The sequence below is a fragment of the bacterium genome, assembly GCA_030690305.1.
Classification (GTDB): domain Bacteria; phylum Patescibacteriota; class Minisyncoccia; order Phycocordibacterales; family JAGLPS01; genus JBBUCK01.
Genome location: JAUYHB010000020.1, coordinates 53,645 through 68,865, shown reverse-complemented (window position 1 = coordinate 68,865; position 15,221 = coordinate 53,645). Strand labels below are relative to the sequence as shown.

The window sequence follows — 15,221 nt, the reverse complement described above, 5'->3', positions numbered from 1 at the left end:
GACTATAATCCACAAATATACAGCAATATACTGATTTTTCCAAAAATGGCTCAGTTGAGCCATTTATTTCTGAGAAGGATGAGTTATCATTAAAATAGGGCTTATTTTACCCACTTTCCAGGACCCTGGCTTTCCTAGCAACCAATCTTTAGCTAGAAACCAGGCGACAAAATCACTTTTTTTCGGGCTTTTCAAGAATCCTGTTGTCTTTGTTTTACTTGCGATAATGTTTTTTCCGAACGGTCTTCACGCCGGCTTCCTTTCCCTTTTTTCTGATTTTATAAATCGCGTTACTTTTGTTAATGAGCGCGAGGCTAATTCCCAAAATATAGCCTTACTCCAAGGGGTTCTCAACCCCACATTCAACCCGGCAAGCGGTGGTGGCGACCTTGTTATTGTTGACGACTCAGCTTTATTGCCTGAGACTGGACCAAGTGGAGATGAATATGGGAAAGTTCGCCCCTCAAGTGACCAAATCAGCCTCTATGTTGTTCACGAAGGAGACTCCCTGTCGCAAATCGCAAAAATGTTTAACGTATCGGTCAACACTATCGTCTGGGGCAACAATCTACGTGGTTCAACCATCAAACCAGGCCAAACCCTGGTGATTCTGCCGGTTTCCGGTATTCGACACACGGTAAAAAGTGGCGACACTCTTGCCAAAATTGCCAAAACCTACAAAGGAGACCTTGATGAAATAGTCCAATATAACAATATTTCCGCAAACGCCTCCCTCGCAGTGGGAAGTGTTGTCATTATTCCTGACGGAGAGGCACCTCAGACAGCTACAATAACAAGCTCAAGCGTTAAAGGGACAACATACCCTCATTATGAAGGGTACTATATGCGCCCGGTTCAAGGTGTTCGTAGTCAAGGACTCCACGGGTACAACGGAATTGATATTGCGGCACCGTCGGGCACTCCCGTTTTTGCTTCCGCGTCGGGTGTAGTGATTATCAGCAGGGATTCCGGATGGAACGGAGGGTATGGAGATTACGTTGTTATTGCGCATGACAACGGTACTCAGACCTTGTATGCCCACATGAGCAGAGTCCTTGCCAGGGTAGGACAAGTCGTTTCCCAGGGAGAAGTTATCGGGTATGTTGGTTCAACCGGCCGTTCAACAGGAAGTCACCTTCATTTTGAAGTTCGTGGCGCCCGAAATCCGTTTTAATAAAAGGTGTTCTTTTGTTGCAGTCACCGGCTCGTAGGAGATAATATAAGAACTTCCTCACCTCATTCGCTGCGCCAAGCAATAACTTTACAATCTAGATAGTATTCCGAATACAAAAACCGCCCTGAGGCGGTTTTTGTATGTAACTTCCTAAATTAATGTACAATTTTATAAATGAAATGGTTTTTACCTCTTCTCTCCGGGCTTCTTCTCTCTCTTTCACTTGAAAGACCTTATTTCTGGTGGGTAGTGCTCCTTGCCCAGATTCCCTTTTTTGTTTTTCTTGAAATAACGGGAAATCAAAACAAAAACACACGAAGGGAGGTGTTTCTTGGGGGTTGGCTTTTGGGTTTTGTTTTCTTCTCCCTTACGTTTCGTTTTATCTTGTATTCTTTCCCGGGAGGCTGGGCGGGTGTGCATAACACCCTGTCAGCCGCGCCTTTATTTGCGATAGCCTGGCTCGGGACCTCTCTTTTTGTCAGTCTCCCCTTCGGATTATTCGGTCTGCTTTCTTTGAAGTTTTTAAAAATATTTCCATTCATCACCCTTCCGTCTCTATGGATACTCTCCGAATATTTCCGAGCCGTGCTTTTCGGCGTATTTGCATGGGGACCAGGCGCAACACTCGGACCTCACTGGACATTTGGGGACCTTGGGTATGTTTTCATTGATACCCCGATTGTTTTTTGGTCTCGCCTTGTAGGTTTATACGGGTTAAGTTTTCTTGTTGTATGCATAAACTTCTTTCTTTTCCGCATTTTTAAAAAAGAGTTTCGCCTTATTTTTCCCGTCACGCTCTTTCTTCTCTTTTTATTTTATGCCCCCAATTTGTTTTTCCAGGAAGGACCCCAAGAAAAACCTCTTAATATAGCCCTTGTTCACACAGAAAAACTACTAGGGTCCTTGAGTCAGGACGACTTCAGTTCACTATGGGAAAAGGCGATTACCAAAGAAAAAGGGTTCCAACAGCCTGACGTAGTAATTTTTCCGGAAGGGGGTACTCTGTTTTCCGATGACTCCAACAAGACTTTGCTTGAAAACATTTTCTCTAAAAAAGATACTGACGGCCTTATTATCACGAGCAGTGTCGTTTCATATGAATCCGGCACGAAGGAGCGAATGATATATCGAACCCAAAATAATGAAATTCTCTCTGTACAAGACAAAACATTTCTCATTCCCGGGGGAGAATATCTCCCTGTGATTCTTAAAGCCTTTTTGTATTTTCAGGACAAGACATTGCTTGAACGCTTCAGTTCTTCAAGAACACGAATTCCGGGAGACGTTCTTGAAATGCCGGTGCCGTTTGGGGATACAAAAATCGGTGCGCTCATGTGCTCGGGGATAGTGTCCCCTTCACTGTATCGTTCCCTTGCCAATAAAGGAGCGGAAATCCTTGTTAACTCGGCAAGCCAGATAGTATTTCGCAACGAACCTTTTTTTCTTCGTCAAATAAAAACAATGGCCCGTTTCCAGGCGGTTTCAACCGCCCGCCCGTTTCTTCAGGCGTCAAACGGCGGCCAATCGTTTTTTATTGACTCAAGGGGGGATGTGATAAAAGAATCGTCATCTTTTGAAGACCAGATTCTTTTTGTTCAAGTAAGTCCTTCAGAGACCAAAACCCCCTATACCCGTTTTGGAGACTGGCCCGTTATCATTTCATTATCAGTGCTTGTTTTTTCTATATTCCGCACCCGCAAATTCCGGTCGTCGGATCCCAAATAGCAGCTGAGGGGAAACATCTATCAAGACACCCGTTCCCATACAAACATCCTGTGCACTGGCAAAAAGCCGTCCAGGTTTCCGTACCTGCTATAGGGGTTGCCACGCCCTCTTGAACACACACGGGTAATATGTGGCATTCCCCGCACGGTCCCCCTCCTCCCGCTTGTGCCGTGGGAAGCAAAAGATTCTTCAGTTGGTCAGCAAGTCCCGCCAGGTAGATTCCTTGAGGTGCTTGTTTTGTTTTTGAAAAATTTGCGATGAGAAAATCAGTCATTTTTTGCACGAAGGAGCGATTTTCGAGAGCTTGCTTTCGTAATTCAAGCTCAAAAAATTGAATTTGGGGAAGTGTAAAACGAATGGTCGTGATATACCGCTGTGCCTCATCGGTGTTCAGCATGTTTGCGGAGAGCAGTGCGACAACGATCTTCTCCTGAACAAAACGGACGTGTGAATCGTTTTTTATTTCCGGAAGCGGTTCATAGCTCGGGTCGTACTCTTTCAGAAGATTTTGGCTATCCTGAAGATCTTGTAAAAAATAAGAAGGATACAGATAGTTGAACTCTTCGTCCGTGAGCGTTAATTTGATTTCCTGCGTTGAGGTCGCGGAAAATGTCGAAGACAAAGCTCCCGGGCTTGAAGATGTTGGTGTGCTTACTTTTCTCTCCACGACTTCTTGGACGGCCTCTGCCGCCTTTTTTATATTTTCAAAAAAGGTGACATATTTCGGGAGAAACCCCTCGCTTTCCGTAACCTTATCCATTTTTGGCTGAGGAATTGGCAATACCGGAACATTAAGGCCGCTTTCTTCGGGAAATGCCCGTGATGGTTCCGAAATTTTTTCAAATGTTACTCTTTGGGAAATCGGTATATTTGAGTCGGCTACGGTTTCCTTCACTTCTCCTTCCGAGATTTCTTTTTCAGGATTTAATTTTTGATTCAGCCTGTCCCACAGTAAGAAAATACTTACAGCGACAAGAAGCATAAGAGAAAAGACTATAAGGTACCTATATTTTTTAATCATTAATATTCGGGTTAAAGTAGCGCTCTACAAATAATAGCCCCAATCAAATATAAACTCAAAATTACCCTCGTTCTTCTTGTTTCGGTCTGTACTGCAGAGCCTCAAACAGGTGTTCCTCTTTTATGTTTTCCGAAGGCTCGAGATCGGCGATGGTACGGGCAACCTTTATGATTCTATGATACATTCGCGGAGATAAATCAAACCGACGGGCGGCATCATCGAGCACCTTTTTTACCGATGTGTCCAAAGAAATATGATTAACGATACTTCGTGGCCCAAGCTCGCTGTTGGTTTTCAATTGTAAATTTAGGCTCTTGAATCTTTTCTCTTGGATTTCTCGCGCATGTAATACCCGTTTGCGCGCTGTTTCTCCATAATCAACCCCCTCCCCTTTTTCCATAAGTTTCTCATGTCCGATGTTTGCGACCTCAACCCACAAATCGATTCTGTCTATAATCGGTCCGGAGATTTTTCTTTTATATCGCAATATATCTGCCGGTCTGCACACGCACGATTTTCCTTTTACTCCGAAATATCCGCATGGACAAGGATTCATGGCGGCAATAAGGATAAATTTTGCAGGAAACTGAACCGAGCCCCGTGCCCGTGACACCCGGGCGACCCTTTCCTCGAGCGGTTCTCGCAGAGAATCAATAACCCTGCTTTCAAACTCGGGAAATTCGTCGAGAAACAGTACACCATTATGTGCCAACGTCACTTCACCCGGTTTCGGAATTGTCCCGCCGCCAATGAGGGATACGTACGAAGAAGTGTGGTGTGGTGCACGGAAAGGAGGATGTATGAGAAGGTCGTCCTTTAGGATTCCGGTAGCCGAATGAATGCTTGTTACCTCAAAAATATCTTCACGGGAAAGAGGTGGTAAGATACCGCAAAATGCTTTTGCAAGCATGGTCTTTCCTGTTCCGGGCGGCCCGTACATCGCAATATTGTGCCCTCCCGCGGCTGCAATCTCTAGCCCCCGTTTTGCCCCTTCTTGCCCTTTTATATCCCCGAAAGTTATTTTCTGCGGTGCATTTTCAAAGACAATCGCGGTTTCTTTTTGCGGCTCGATAAGAAATTTTTTTTGTTTTTCTTTTTTTTCTTCGAGATGTTCGGCAACCTCTTTCAAATTTCGTACTCCGAAAATTTTTATGTTTCGAACAAAAGCCGCTTCTCTCGCGTTATCTTTTGGAAGAAAAACTTCGGTAAACCCTTCACGTTTTGCTTTTTCAACAAGAGGTAATGCACCTTGAATTTTCCGTAACGTCCCGTCAAGCGACAATTCACCCAGAAACAAACGTTTTTCGGGAGAGAAAGAAACATCTTCCGATGCAAGAAGATAAGCAAGAGCCATCGGCAAGTCAAACAACGAACCTTCTTTTTTGAGTTCGGCGGGTGCAAGAGATATAACCACTTTCTGATTTTTGTTTTTAGGTGATTTAAATCCGGAATTTTTTATTGCCGCCGATATTCTGTCGCGCGCCTCCTCAACCGCCTTATCGGGAAGTCCCACGATTGAAAAAGAATATAGACCTCGGGAGAGGTCTACTTCAATGTGCACAATATGAGCGGAAAGAAAGGAAAGCTGGGCGCTATATACTTTTCCAAACATATAAGCTTACTCCATGTGCGCCTTGCATGTGCGCGCGGCGGGATTTGCTTCTAAGCGCTCCTGCTCAATCGGTTCACCACCCTTCTCGCACATTCCGTATGCCCCGTCTTTGATGCGTTTAAGAGCACCTTTTAATTCGTTGTATCTGATTTCCAGCTGTTTCAAAATAGCGGTATTTTCTTCATATTCTTCAATTGTGTCCGCCGATTCATTGGCGTCCGCGACAGCAGACATTCCCGAAGCTTCCGTCACCGCCTCCCAGTCATTGGGGTTTGCGGGATTTTTACGTCCCACCGAAGAAAGCTCTTTTTCAAGGAGAGCCATTTCATCCTCAATTTTCTTTTTGAAAAGCTCGATATTTTTTTGTTCCATGGCCCTATGATAACAAAAGTAATGCGGTAAGAAAAGAAAACGTTACCGAACAAGTTTTGAATTGAGATATCTCCCGAGAATTTCGGAAAATACACTTTCTTTTGTGGTGATAATCAGCGTTTTTTTATCAAGAAAGGAATACAGAAGAACTGTTTCCCCGTTTATATTCTTGGCGATGCGCGTATCCTTATTTTTTACAATTTTGTCTTCAAAAATTGTCGATCCTGTCGTTGTGGCGAACATCTGGTCGCTTGCAAAAAAAACGGAAGTAGCGTCGGAAAGAAGTGTTTCCTCCCATGCAAGCATTCCTGAAAACGCGGTTTCATACGAATTTGTTTTAATTATGAGAAACGGCTCATTTCCCGAGAGGACATAAAGTCCGAGCATGTAATCTTTTTCGAACGAACGTTCAAGATATGGAGGAATGGACGGCGCGATAACGGAGACCAACTCACTGACGGGCACGGAAGTCGGCGCCAATTTTTCTCCGCCCATGTTCTTTATGAGGTCAAAGTAAACAACCGACCCGATTTTCGCTTCCTTGGAAAGAATGTTCTCCCGTATTGAAAGACGGTTTTGAATAATTGATTCGGGTATAAATGTTATTTGGGTTCCGGTATCGGAAGGAACAATAGTTTGCTTATAGAGGGTGATTACCGCTTTGCTCTGTTCGTATTTTGCATACAGAAAAATAAACAATGAACCTGCGCCCGCAATCACAAGGACAAGAATGAGAATAACGATAAGCATGTTCTGCGGTCCCGCTCTTTTTTGGGTAGATGTTTTTTCCCCTCTTGTTTCCTTTCGTTTTTTTTCCGCGATAGCGATGCTTGTAACGGACGCGTTTTTATTTTGAATCGCTTCCTCGACATCGCCGCGATATGTACGCAACGGCTTGATCGGGTAATCGGAATATTTACTACGTATAAGCTCTTGTACACGCGATGGACGATTGTCTTGTACGGGCGCTTGCGTAGACTGTTTGATTTCTCTCTGTTTGGCAAAAGCATCGAACTGATTCTTCGACATTTTGTTTCCAAGATTTTCAAGAACTCCCGCTTTTTCTTCCATCCGTGCCAACTCTCCCGCCACTTCTTGCGTAAGCGGTGAGCTCTCGTCTATTACCGGGACGGTACTTTTTTCGTTTTGATTTAAGGACAAGGAATTATTGTCCGTGTTGGTGTCCTGTGTAGGGAGGTTTGTTGGGGGCATTGTGATTAAGTTCGGGTTTTTTAATGAAGTTCGGGTCCCTGTCTTTAATAGAAAGTTTTATTCTTTCTTTTTCGTCTATCCCCTTTATAATAACAGGAACTTTGTCTCCAGCCTTCAGCACACTGTCCACTCTTTCGATTCTGAAGGGCGCAATTTCCGAAACATGGACAAGTCCTTCGGCATTCGCTCCTATTTTAACGAAGGCCCCGAAGTCGGTAATTTTAACGACCTCTCCTTCAAATGTTTCTCCCGCTTTATATTCACGGGTCATTTCACCTATAATTCGTGCCGCTTCTCCCGGTCCATCTCCCTTTCCGGTAATAAAGACCGTTCCGTCTTCTTCAATGTCGATTTCCGTTTTTGTTTTCTCTCTGATTTCGTTTATTGTTTTTCCTCCCGAGCCGATAACCAATCCGATTTGTTCCTTTTTAATTTTTATTGTCGTAATTCTCGGCGCGTTTGCGGGCAATTCTGTTCGTGGAGCAGGAATTTCTTTTTCAATGACATCAAGAATGGCAAGTCTGGCCTTTCTTGCGCCCTCAAGGGCTTCTTTAAGAATTGCCGTCGGTATCCCGTTGATTTTGACATCAAGCTGAACCGCAGTTACGCCGTTTCGGGTCCCGGCAATTTTGAAATCCATATCGCCATGGTGGTCTTCCGGTCCCTGGATGTCGGTCAAAACTTTATATGTGTCGTGAGATTCCATCATAAGACCCATAGCGATACCTGCGACGGGAGCGAGAATCGGAACCCCCGCATCCATAAGGGCAAGCGTGCCTCCGCACACCGAACCCATAGAGGTTGAACCGTTTGAAGCCATTGCTTCGGATACGACACGAACGGTATATGGAAATATTTCTTTGGGAGGAATGACTGCAGCAAGCGCTTTTTCGGCAAGGGCGCCGTGTCCTATCATGCGGCGGTTTGTCGATCCTATTCTTCCTGTTTCACCTGTTGAGAATGGCGGAAAATTATAATGGTGCATGAAACGCTTTTGCGTCTGTTGTTCTTCCATGGCATCGATAAGTTGCGAATCGCCCGGTCCGCCAAGAGTGGCTACGGAAAGTATATGGGTTCCGCCTCTGTAAAAAATTCCGGAACCATGAAGCACGGGCGACACACCTCCCGCTTTGACATAAAGAGGACGCAGTTCGTCGAGTTTCCGTCCATCGGGCCTATTTCCTTTTTTGATCGCTTCTTCATGTACAAGCTCATCAAGTTTTTCTTCATAATATTCTCCCGCAAGAAGGGTCCTTTCTTCGGGAAGAGTTTCAGAAACGGCCGCAAGCCATTCATTTTTTGATTCCTCGATTCTTGCCTTTCCCGGCACTCCGGTGAACACATACTCATGCAGGCGTGAAGCAAACTTTTCCTTAAATAAATCGCGGGCTTCGGAAGAAAGTGTTTCAATTTTTATCTCCTGTTTTTCTTTTCCTATTTCCGAAATTATTTTCTTTTGAAAAATTTGAATTTTTTCAATTTCTTCTTTTGCACGTTCAAGTCCCTGGAGCACTGTTTCCTCTCCCGTTTCTTTCGCACCAATCTCAATCATGTTGATGACCCCGTCTTTCCCGCAGGCGAGAATGTCGGTTTCAAAGTCATCGTTTTGTCGGAGGGCGAACGTCGGATTGGTTTCAAATTCGTTTTTTCCTTTAAGTTTTCCGATTCTCACGGCGCTTACCGGTCCGTCCCACGGAACATCCGAAGTGCCTAAGGCAAGTGAGGCGGCAATAACGCCAAGAACGTCGGGGTCATAATCACCAAGCGATAAAACGGTAATGACAACCTGAACCTCGTTTCTTAAATTTCTGTCGAAAAGAGGCCGAATGGTTCTGTCGGTAATTCGTCCGCTCAAAATTGCTTCTTCCGACGGTCTTCCCTCACGCCGTACGAAGCGACTTCCGAGAATAAGTCCTGCCGCGTAAAATCTTTCCTCGTAATCGACGGTCAAAGGGAAATAGCCGATATCCGGTTTTGGGTTCTTTGACATAACCACAGTACCCAAAACAACAGTGTCTCCATAACGAACCATTACTGAACCGTTTGTCTGGTCAGCAAGGTCGCTAAACTCGGCAACGAGAGGCCTGCCTGCGAACTCAAACGAATATTCTTTTTTCTGCATACATTGTGGAGTGATCCTTGGATTCCAGACTTGAAAGTGTCTTTCAAATCTATCTATCCAAAGACCACCGATTAACCTAGTAATGATGCCAGTCTAACAAAACCTATTTTTTGTTCAAGACTTTCTCACACACCCACACACTCTCCACTATCTGTAGTCGGAACCCGGCATGAGATATTTTTTTGAATTGACGTCCAGGTCAATAAAATCGTCTGCCGCTTCAATGAGTCGTGCCGAAGACGATTTCCCGAACGCGATAACCTCCACCTGGCATCCCTTATTGTATTTTAGATATTCGACAAGCGGAACAAAGTCACCGTCTCCGGAAACGAGAATCACCGCGTCGAGTTTGGGAGAAAGATTAATGGCGTCCACCGCGATACCGACATCCCAGTCGCCCTTTTTTGCTCCTCCCCAAAATATCTGAAGATCTTTTGTTTTTGTTTCTATGCCGGACTTTTCCAGAGCGTCAATAAACGCTTGCTCTTCTCCGCTTTCGGTTTTCACAACGTAAGCAATAGCGCGTATAAGCGCCCTACCCGCGAGACCCTCTTTGACAACTTGTCCGAAGTTGACTCTCCTCTTATAAAGGTTCTTGGCACTGTGATAAAGATTCTGTGAATCAATAAAAACTCCCACTCTTTGTCCCGGATGTTTGATAACTGTCATAACGTAATAAAATTTAAGTAAAAACCGAACCCGCCTTAAGGGCGGGGGCGATTATTTTTTAATATTGAGTTTTTTTGCGAGGGAGTTGTAGCGTCTCACGTTTTTCTTATGGAGATACCCCATATGTGTCTGTCTGGTGGCCACCATCTTGAGAAGACCCCGTCTTGAATGCTTGTCTTTCTTGTTTTTCTTGAGGTGGTCAGTCAATTCTTCAATCCGTCTCGTTAAAAGTGCAATCTGAACCTCCGCCGAGCCGGTATCGGTGTCGTGTATTTTAACGCCTTCTATAACTCTTTTTTTCTTCAATTTCGTAAGCATGTGGGTGAAATATAGCACGAAAGTCCTTCTTTTGCAAGACTTTTTTCCTTTCCCTCTTTTGTCAAATGTCGCACAATGTTGTTATGACGCTTACCCAGCTCAAACGAGAATTTCTCGAATATCTTGAAATCGAGAAAGGCAGAAGCCTCAAAACAGTTGAAAATTACGCCCATTACCTGGACTCCTTTCTTATTTTTATCGGAACCGAGCAACCGGAAGATATTTCCGACGATTTAATCAGGGAATACCGCCTTTTTCTTAACAGAAAAAAGACGAAAAGCGGAGGCCCTTACGACACGCTCAAAAAACGTACCCAAAATTATTATCTTATTGCCCTTCGTTCCTTCCTTAAGTATCTTATGCGCCGGAAAATACAGTCTCTGTCTCCGGATCGTATAGAGCTTGCCAAAGTGGGAGAACGCTCCCTGGATCTCATTTCGGCGGATGAACTGCAACGCCTTATTGAAGCCCCAAATGCCAAAACAGTTAAGGATTTGCGGGACAGGGCGATACTTGAATTGCTTTTTTCCACAGGTCTTCGTGTTTCAGAACTTTGCTCTCTTCCCCGAGATATTGATTTGAGGAAAGATGAAGTTTCCATCCGTGGAAAAGGAGACAAAGTGCGCGTAGTTTTTATTTCCCCGCGTGCGAAGGAGGCAATACGCCAGTACCTTGGAAAACGAACCGACATGGAAGATGCCTTATTCATCCATGTAAGCAGGCACGACACTAATGCCAAAAGACTTACTTCACGTTCGGTAGAACGAATTGTAAAATACTATGCCATTAAGGCGGGTATCACCAAAAAAGTAACGCCGCATGTCATCCGGCATAGTTTTGCGACTGATCTTCTTGAGAGCGGCGCAGATTTACGCTCGGTTCAAGCCCTTTTGGGCCACGCGCACATTGGGACAACGCAAATCTATACTCATGTTACGGATAAGCATCTTCGTGATGTGCACCATCGATTCCATAACAAGGGCAATCAAAAGTAATTTTAGATTAACTATGAACATTATCTCTTGGAACGTAAATGGAATCAGGGCATGCCACAAGAAAGGTTGTTGGGACTGGCTTATAAAGGAGAGCCCCGATATCTTATGTCTTCAAGAAACAAAGGCGCACCCCGACCAATTACCGGAAGAAGTACGGAACCCGAAAGGTTTTTCCGCGTATTTTGACCATGCAAAAACAAAAAAAGGATACAGCGGAGTCGCTCTTTACACTAAACAAAGGCCGGAAAAAGTGGAAATCGGTCTCGGAATTCCCGAACTTGATCAAGAGGGACGAATGGTTACCGCTCTTTTTAAAAACTTCGCAATTTCAAATGCCTACTTCCCTAACGGAGGCGGAGGGCCTCATCGGATAAAGTTTAAACTTGAATTTTACAAGGCCTTTCTTGCTTATGTTGAGCGTCTTCGAGCCAAAGGCTTCAAAGTTATTTTTTGCGGTGATGTAAATACCGCCCATGAAGAAATAGACCTTGCACGGCCGAAAGAAAACGAAAAAAATACGGGCTTTCTTCCTGAAGAAAGGGCGTGGATAGACGAAGTTATAAGCAAAGGATACATAGACATTTTCCGAAAATTAAATCCGGAAACACGAGACGCGTATACATACTGGGATATGAAAACTTTTGCGAGAGTAAGAAATGTTGGGTGGAGAATCGACTACTTTTTCATTAGTCCGGATACCGAAAAAAATGTTATTTCTACAAAGATTTTGAAAGATGTAACGGGCTCCGATCATTGTCCGATTTCTCTTACCCTCAAAGGCCTAGAATAAAGGACAAACTATAAAAGACAGTTATCAACACCCAAGATCTTTACTTGTCCTTTACCACTGATATACTTTCAATTAGACGTTGGATGGAAATCTTGAACAAAGAAAAAATCTGACGTTAGTTCTTTGGAATTAAGTCGACTTACTAAGACTCTTATGGTAAGAGTTTTGTCACACATATACATACTCGCAACAAAAACCTCTCTTAATTTTTCTCCTTGGGTATGATAAAGGACAATATATTTTACTGTATAGCTCTTAGAACCGCCTCCACGTTGAGGCGGTTGTTTTTGTACATAAAAAACCCCCACAGGAACTGTCGGGAAAAGCCGTTGCTCTATATCTTTTTATTATTCTCCTTTTGTCTTTCTGCCGGTTGGAGTAAGTAATCCCTTTTTCAGAGACTAGCGAATGCGACGGCATGAGCTCAAGGAATTTTTTAGCAGAAAAATATTCGTGCTTTGAAAAAGGGATTACGAACGGCTCTTATTTAACCCAATATTTATCTCGAATTTCTTTGATTTTTTCCTCCTGGAGGTTTTCTTTTTCAACTTTTCCCTTCTCTCCCATTTTTTTAAGCTCGGAATCAGATAATGCGGCTAATTCCCTTGATTTTTTCTCAAGATAGTCCTCTGTATTGTTAAGGGGATTTTCCAACACCTCCTCTAAGAGGGCATGTAAAATATAGCCGATTTTGGGTCCGGGACTCAATTTTAATTTTTTTATAAGTACATTCCCGTCTATTTTTAACATCCCGACGGAAATAGGGTCAGCCATAACCTCCTCGATCATTGATTGGTACTTCCTGAGCCTGTAGGGGCTCTCTTTCGGTCTCCCTGTGCCTATCCTGTCGCACACCCGAAGATTCATCAAATCCCACACATTCTCTTGTCCTACGCGCGAAACGAGCCTACGCACCGCCGACAGGGTTATCTGGTCCGTGTCGGAAAAAAACATATGCCAACGGACCAATTTACCAACTTTATCGATAACCTCTTTAGGGAATTTCAAATCTTTAAGAGTTTTTTCCGTAATGCGGGCCCCCACGACGTCATGGCCATAAAATGTCCAATCCTTTTTTTCCGGGGACCATTGTCTTGTCGGTGGTTTCCCAATGTCGTGGAACATCGCAGAAAGCCGCAGGCTTAATCCCCATTTTTTACTCACTGCGTGCTGAAGCGTTTTGAGGCCGTGTTCCCAAACGTCATATGAGTGGGCCTGATTTTGTTCAATCCCTACCCCTTTTTCAAGCTCAGGTATGATGTGTTCCAAAATTCCCAATTCACGGCTTAAAACAAGGGAATTAACAGGATTGTCAGACATTATAATTCGGACAAATTCGTCCCTGATTCGTTCCTTTGAAATTTTTTTAAGTAAGCCCCCTGCTCTTTTTATTGCCTCCAAGGTCTCTTTTTCTATCGTGAAACCAAGTTCTGCGTGAAGCCTAATGGCTCTCAAAATTCTTAGTCCGTCTTCTTCAAAGCGTTCGAGGGGGTTCCCAACCGTGCGCAATATTTTTTGTGACAAGTCACCTCTGCCGTCGTGCAGATCAACTACTGTGTTCCCCGAAACACTGTACGCAATGGCGTTTATTGTAAAATCTCTTCTTTTTAGGTCGTCTTCTATTTTTTCACTAAAAGTAACCGAATCAGGCCGGCGATTGTCTGAATATTCCGCCTCAAGTCTATACGGGGTAACCTCAACAATAGAAAGAGTTTTGTCTTCTATTCCTTTATTTACCACCCCCACCGTTCCGTACTCATTTTCATAGAATGTTTCATCAAATAAAGAAATAATTTCTTCAGGCTTCGCGTTTGTGGTTATGTCCCAGTCCTTTGGCCGTCTGCCTAAAAGCAAATCTCTGACACACCCACCGACAATGTAAGCCTCAAAGCCAGCTTTTTCCAAAGCTTCTGTTATTCGTGAAACTTCGTCCGGTATTTTAGAATTGACCTTATTTTCAGCCTTTTTCATCGTTCCATTTTATTATATATTTCGTTTTTTTCCTAACCGCGTTATGATGTATGTTCATGCTCCTGTGGTGAAATGGATATCACAGCGGTCTTCGGAACCGCTATTGCGGGTTCGAATCCTGCCAGGAGCGCACGTAGTGCCTCTAATGAGCCGCAAACCGCCTTGTGGTGGGCAGGATGAGGTCAATTGTAAATATTTTTGAATAGGGCTATAATTGCGCTTATTGCGAGTATAGTTTAATGGTAGAACATTTGGTTGCCAATCAGATGGTGGGGGTTCGATTCCCCCTACTCGCACCAAATATTTCAACCCTATGCCCAGGCTGTCTGTCTTTTGTCTCTTAGACAGGTTTATGTTTTTATCCTTATTTTCAGCAAAAATATCAACAGAAAATTTGAAAAATGTTAATAACTCTGTTGATACCGTGTATAAAAGACAAGGGAGATGTCTCTGAATAATAGACAAAAGGCCTAATATAAGCCATTAAATTATAAAAGACGTTGTAAAGAACAAAAATACGATAAAAGGTTTCACGTGAAAACTTTTAAATGTTTGACATGAAACAAAGACATCTAGAAGTTGGTCGTTTGGGAGAAGATATTGCCTGTCGATTTTTAAAATCTAAGGGATATTTGGTTTTCGAAAGAAATTTTAGAAAGAAACAAGGAGAAATAGACATTATCGCCAAAAAGGACTCAAAGACTTATTTTTTTGAAGTCAAAACTGTTTCATGTGAAAACATCGAACATGATGTTTCTTATGAAACAAAAGACACTTACAGACCGGAGGACAACATTCATCCTTTAAAATTAAAGAGACTTTCTGAAACCATATCCCTCTACCTGATAGAAAGAAAAATGGAAGATGTTGAATGGACGTTCGGGGCTGTTTCAATTTATCTCGACAGAGAGGGGAAAAAGGCAAAAATTGATTTACTCGAAGATTTAATCCTTTGATTTTAAAGGACAACTTTCGGCAATTCCTTTGCTGTGCTAGACTTCTTGCGACGGGGAATAGTGCAACGGTAACATACTCGCTTTGGGATCAATTTTGTGTCGGGGTGTAGTACAATGGTAGTATTCACGCTTTGGGAGCGTAAGACCCGAGTTCGATTCTCGGCACCCCGACAGAGAATTGATCGGATATTCGGGGAATATCCGTGGCTCCGAAGGAGAAACGACTCCGGGTGAAGCGTGCTGGGAGCGCGCTGCAAGACCTTGAGCATTTTGTTTTCAAAATG

Annotated in this window: 13 protein-coding genes and 3 tRNA genes; 8 read left to right on the top strand and 8 right to left on the bottom strand. The window is 43.6% G+C overall.

Features of this window, described 5'->3' with window-relative positions:
- Window positions 1–226: 226 nt before the first annotated feature.
- Window positions 227–1,174: a peptidoglycan DD-metalloendopeptidase family protein gene (locus tag Q8O71_02110; GenBank protein MDP2705173.1), complete on the top strand. Its 948-nt coding sequence runs from the start codon at window positions 227–229 to the stop codon at window positions 1,172–1,174.
- A 174-nt stretch (window positions 1,175–1,348) separates the two neighbouring features.
- Window positions 1,349–2,899: a nitrilase-related carbon-nitrogen hydrolase gene (locus Q8O71_02105; protein MDP2705172.1), complete on the top strand. Its 1,551-nt coding sequence runs from the start codon at window positions 1,349–1,351 to the stop codon at window positions 2,897–2,899.
- Here Q8O71_02105 and Q8O71_02100 read toward each other — a convergent pair.
- The 7 genes from Q8O71_02100 to rpsO form a co-directional block, all read right to left on the bottom strand.
- Window positions 2,856–3,920: a hypothetical protein gene (locus Q8O71_02100; GenBank protein MDP2705171.1), complete on the bottom strand. Its 1,065-nt coding sequence runs from the start codon at window positions 3,918–3,920 to the stop codon at window positions 2,856–2,858. The two genes, Q8O71_02105 and Q8O71_02100, sit on opposite strands and share 44 nt — an antisense overlap.
- A gap of 61 nt (window positions 3,921–3,981) precedes the next feature.
- On the bottom strand, window positions 3,982–5,532 hold the full coding sequence (locus tag Q8O71_02095) for a YifB family Mg chelatase-like AAA ATPase (GenBank protein ID MDP2705170.1): 1,551 nt from the start codon (window positions 5,530–5,532) through the stop codon (window positions 3,982–3,984).
- 6 nt (window positions 5,533–5,538) lie between these two features.
- A complete protein-coding gene (locus Q8O71_02090) occupies window positions 5,539–5,904 on the bottom strand; it encodes a TraR/DksA C4-type zinc finger protein (GenBank protein ID MDP2705169.1) in 366 nt (121 codons plus the stop codon).
- A 42-nt stretch (window positions 5,905–5,946) separates the two neighbouring features.
- Complete coding sequence (locus Q8O71_02085; GenBank protein ID MDP2705168.1) at window positions 5,947–7,116, bottom strand: hypothetical protein; 1,170 nt, start codon at window positions 7,114–7,116, stop codon at window positions 5,947–5,949.
- A complete protein-coding gene (locus tag Q8O71_02080; protein MDP2705167.1) occupies window positions 7,070–9,238 on the bottom strand; it encodes a polyribonucleotide nucleotidyltransferase in 2,169 nt (722 codons plus the stop codon). The genes Q8O71_02085 and Q8O71_02080 overlap by 47 nt, the downstream gene beginning before the upstream one ends.
- A gap of 147 nt (window positions 9,239–9,385) precedes the next feature.
- On the bottom strand, window positions 9,386–9,907 hold the full coding sequence (locus Q8O71_02075) for an NYN domain-containing protein (GenBank protein MDP2705166.1): 522 nt from the start codon (window positions 9,905–9,907) through the stop codon (window positions 9,386–9,388).
- Between the two features lie 51 nt (window positions 9,908–9,958).
- Window positions 9,959–10,225 (bottom strand): 30S ribosomal protein S15, encoded by a 267-nt coding sequence (rpsO, locus tag Q8O71_02070; GenBank protein MDP2705165.1) that lies wholly within the window; start codon window positions 10,223–10,225, stop codon window positions 9,959–9,961.
- 65 nt (window positions 10,226–10,290) lie between these two features.
- Between rpsO and Q8O71_02065 the strand changes: the two genes are divergently transcribed.
- The gene (locus Q8O71_02065) at window positions 10,291–11,220 is read left to right on the top strand and encodes a tyrosine-type recombinase/integrase (GenBank protein MDP2705164.1); all 930 of its coding nucleotides are present in this window, start codon (window positions 10,291–10,293) and stop codon (window positions 11,218–11,220) included.
- 13 nt (window positions 11,221–11,233) lie between these two features.
- The gene (locus Q8O71_02060; protein MDP2705163.1) at window positions 11,234–12,010 is read left to right on the top strand and encodes an exodeoxyribonuclease III; all 777 of its coding nucleotides are present in this window, start codon (window positions 11,234–11,236) and stop codon (window positions 12,008–12,010) included.
- A gap of 483 nt (window positions 12,011–12,493) precedes the next feature.
- Here the strand turns inward: Q8O71_02060 and Q8O71_02055 are convergent, their stop codons facing one another.
- Window positions 12,494–13,981 carry an HD domain-containing protein gene (locus Q8O71_02055; protein MDP2705162.1) on the bottom strand — a complete coding sequence of 496 codons (1,488 nt, stop codon included), beginning with the start codon at window positions 13,979–13,981 and terminating at the stop codon, window positions 12,494–12,496.
- 58 nt (window positions 13,982–14,039) lie between these two features.
- Here Q8O71_02055 and Q8O71_02050 point away from each other — a divergent pair.
- The 4 genes from Q8O71_02050 (at window position 14,040) to Q8O71_02035 (ending at window position 15,108) form a co-directional block, all read left to right on the top strand.
- Window positions 14,040–14,111 (top strand) — tRNA-Arg (locus Q8O71_02050).
- A 95-nt stretch (window positions 14,112–14,206) separates the two neighbouring features.
- Window positions 14,207–14,280: transfer RNA gene (locus Q8O71_02045), tRNA-Gly, on the top strand.
- 258 nt (window positions 14,281–14,538) lie between these two features.
- Window positions 14,539–14,937 (top strand): YraN family protein, encoded by a 399-nt coding sequence (locus Q8O71_02040; protein ID MDP2705161.1) that lies wholly within the window; start codon window positions 14,539–14,541, stop codon window positions 14,935–14,937.
- Window positions 14,938–15,037: 100 nt separating this feature from the next.
- Window positions 15,038–15,108, top strand: a tRNA-Pro gene (locus Q8O71_02035).
- The last annotated feature ends 113 nt before the right edge of the window (window positions 15,109–15,221 follow it).

What these genes read in the sequence shown, in the direction of transcription:
- Q8O71_02090 (MDP2705169.1), bottom strand. Translation starts at nt 5,904, where the DNA reads ATGGAACAAAAAAATATCGAGCTTTTCAAAAAGAAAATTGAGGATGAA.
- rpsO (MDP2705165.1), bottom strand. Translation starts at nt 10,225, where the DNA reads ATGCTTACGAAATTGAAGAAAAAAAGAGTTATAGAAGGCGTTAAAATA.
- Q8O71_02060 (MDP2705163.1), top strand. Translation starts at nt 11,234, where the DNA reads ATGAACATTATCTCTTGGAACGTAAATGGAATCAGGGCATGCCACAAG.
- Q8O71_02095 (MDP2705170.1), bottom strand. Translation starts at nt 5,532, where the DNA reads ATGTTTGGAAAAGTATATAGCGCCCAGCTTTCCTTTCTTTCCGCTCAT.
- Q8O71_02075 (MDP2705166.1), bottom strand. Translation starts at nt 9,907, where the DNA reads ATGACAGTTATCAAACATCCGGGACAAAGAGTGGGAGTTTTTATTGAT.
- Q8O71_02065 (MDP2705164.1), top strand. Translation starts at nt 10,291, where the DNA reads ATGTCGCACAATGTTGTTATGACGCTTACCCAGCTCAAACGAGAATTT.
- Q8O71_02110 (MDP2705173.1), top strand. Translation starts at nt 227, where the DNA reads ATGTTTTTTCCGAACGGTCTTCACGCCGGCTTCCTTTCCCTTTTTTCT.
- Q8O71_02080 (MDP2705167.1), bottom strand. Translation starts at nt 9,238, where the DNA reads ATGCAGAAAAAAGAATATTCGTTTGAGTTCGCAGGCAGGCCTCTCGTT.
- Q8O71_02085 (MDP2705168.1), bottom strand. Translation starts at nt 7,116, where the DNA reads ATGCCCCCAACAAACCTCCCTACACAGGACACCAACACGGACAATAAT.
- Q8O71_02105 (MDP2705172.1), top strand. Translation starts at nt 1,349, where the DNA reads ATGAAATGGTTTTTACCTCTTCTCTCCGGGCTTCTTCTCTCTCTTTCA.
- Q8O71_02055 (MDP2705162.1), bottom strand. Translation starts at nt 13,981, where the DNA reads ATGAAAAAGGCTGAAAATAAGGTCAATTCTAAAATACCGGACGAAGTT.
- Q8O71_02040 (MDP2705161.1), top strand. Translation starts at nt 14,539, where the DNA reads ATGAAACAAAGACATCTAGAAGTTGGTCGTTTGGGAGAAGATATTGCC.
- Q8O71_02100 (MDP2705171.1), bottom strand. Translation starts at nt 3,920, where the DNA reads ATGATTAAAAAATATAGGTACCTTATAGTCTTTTCTCTTATGCTTCTT.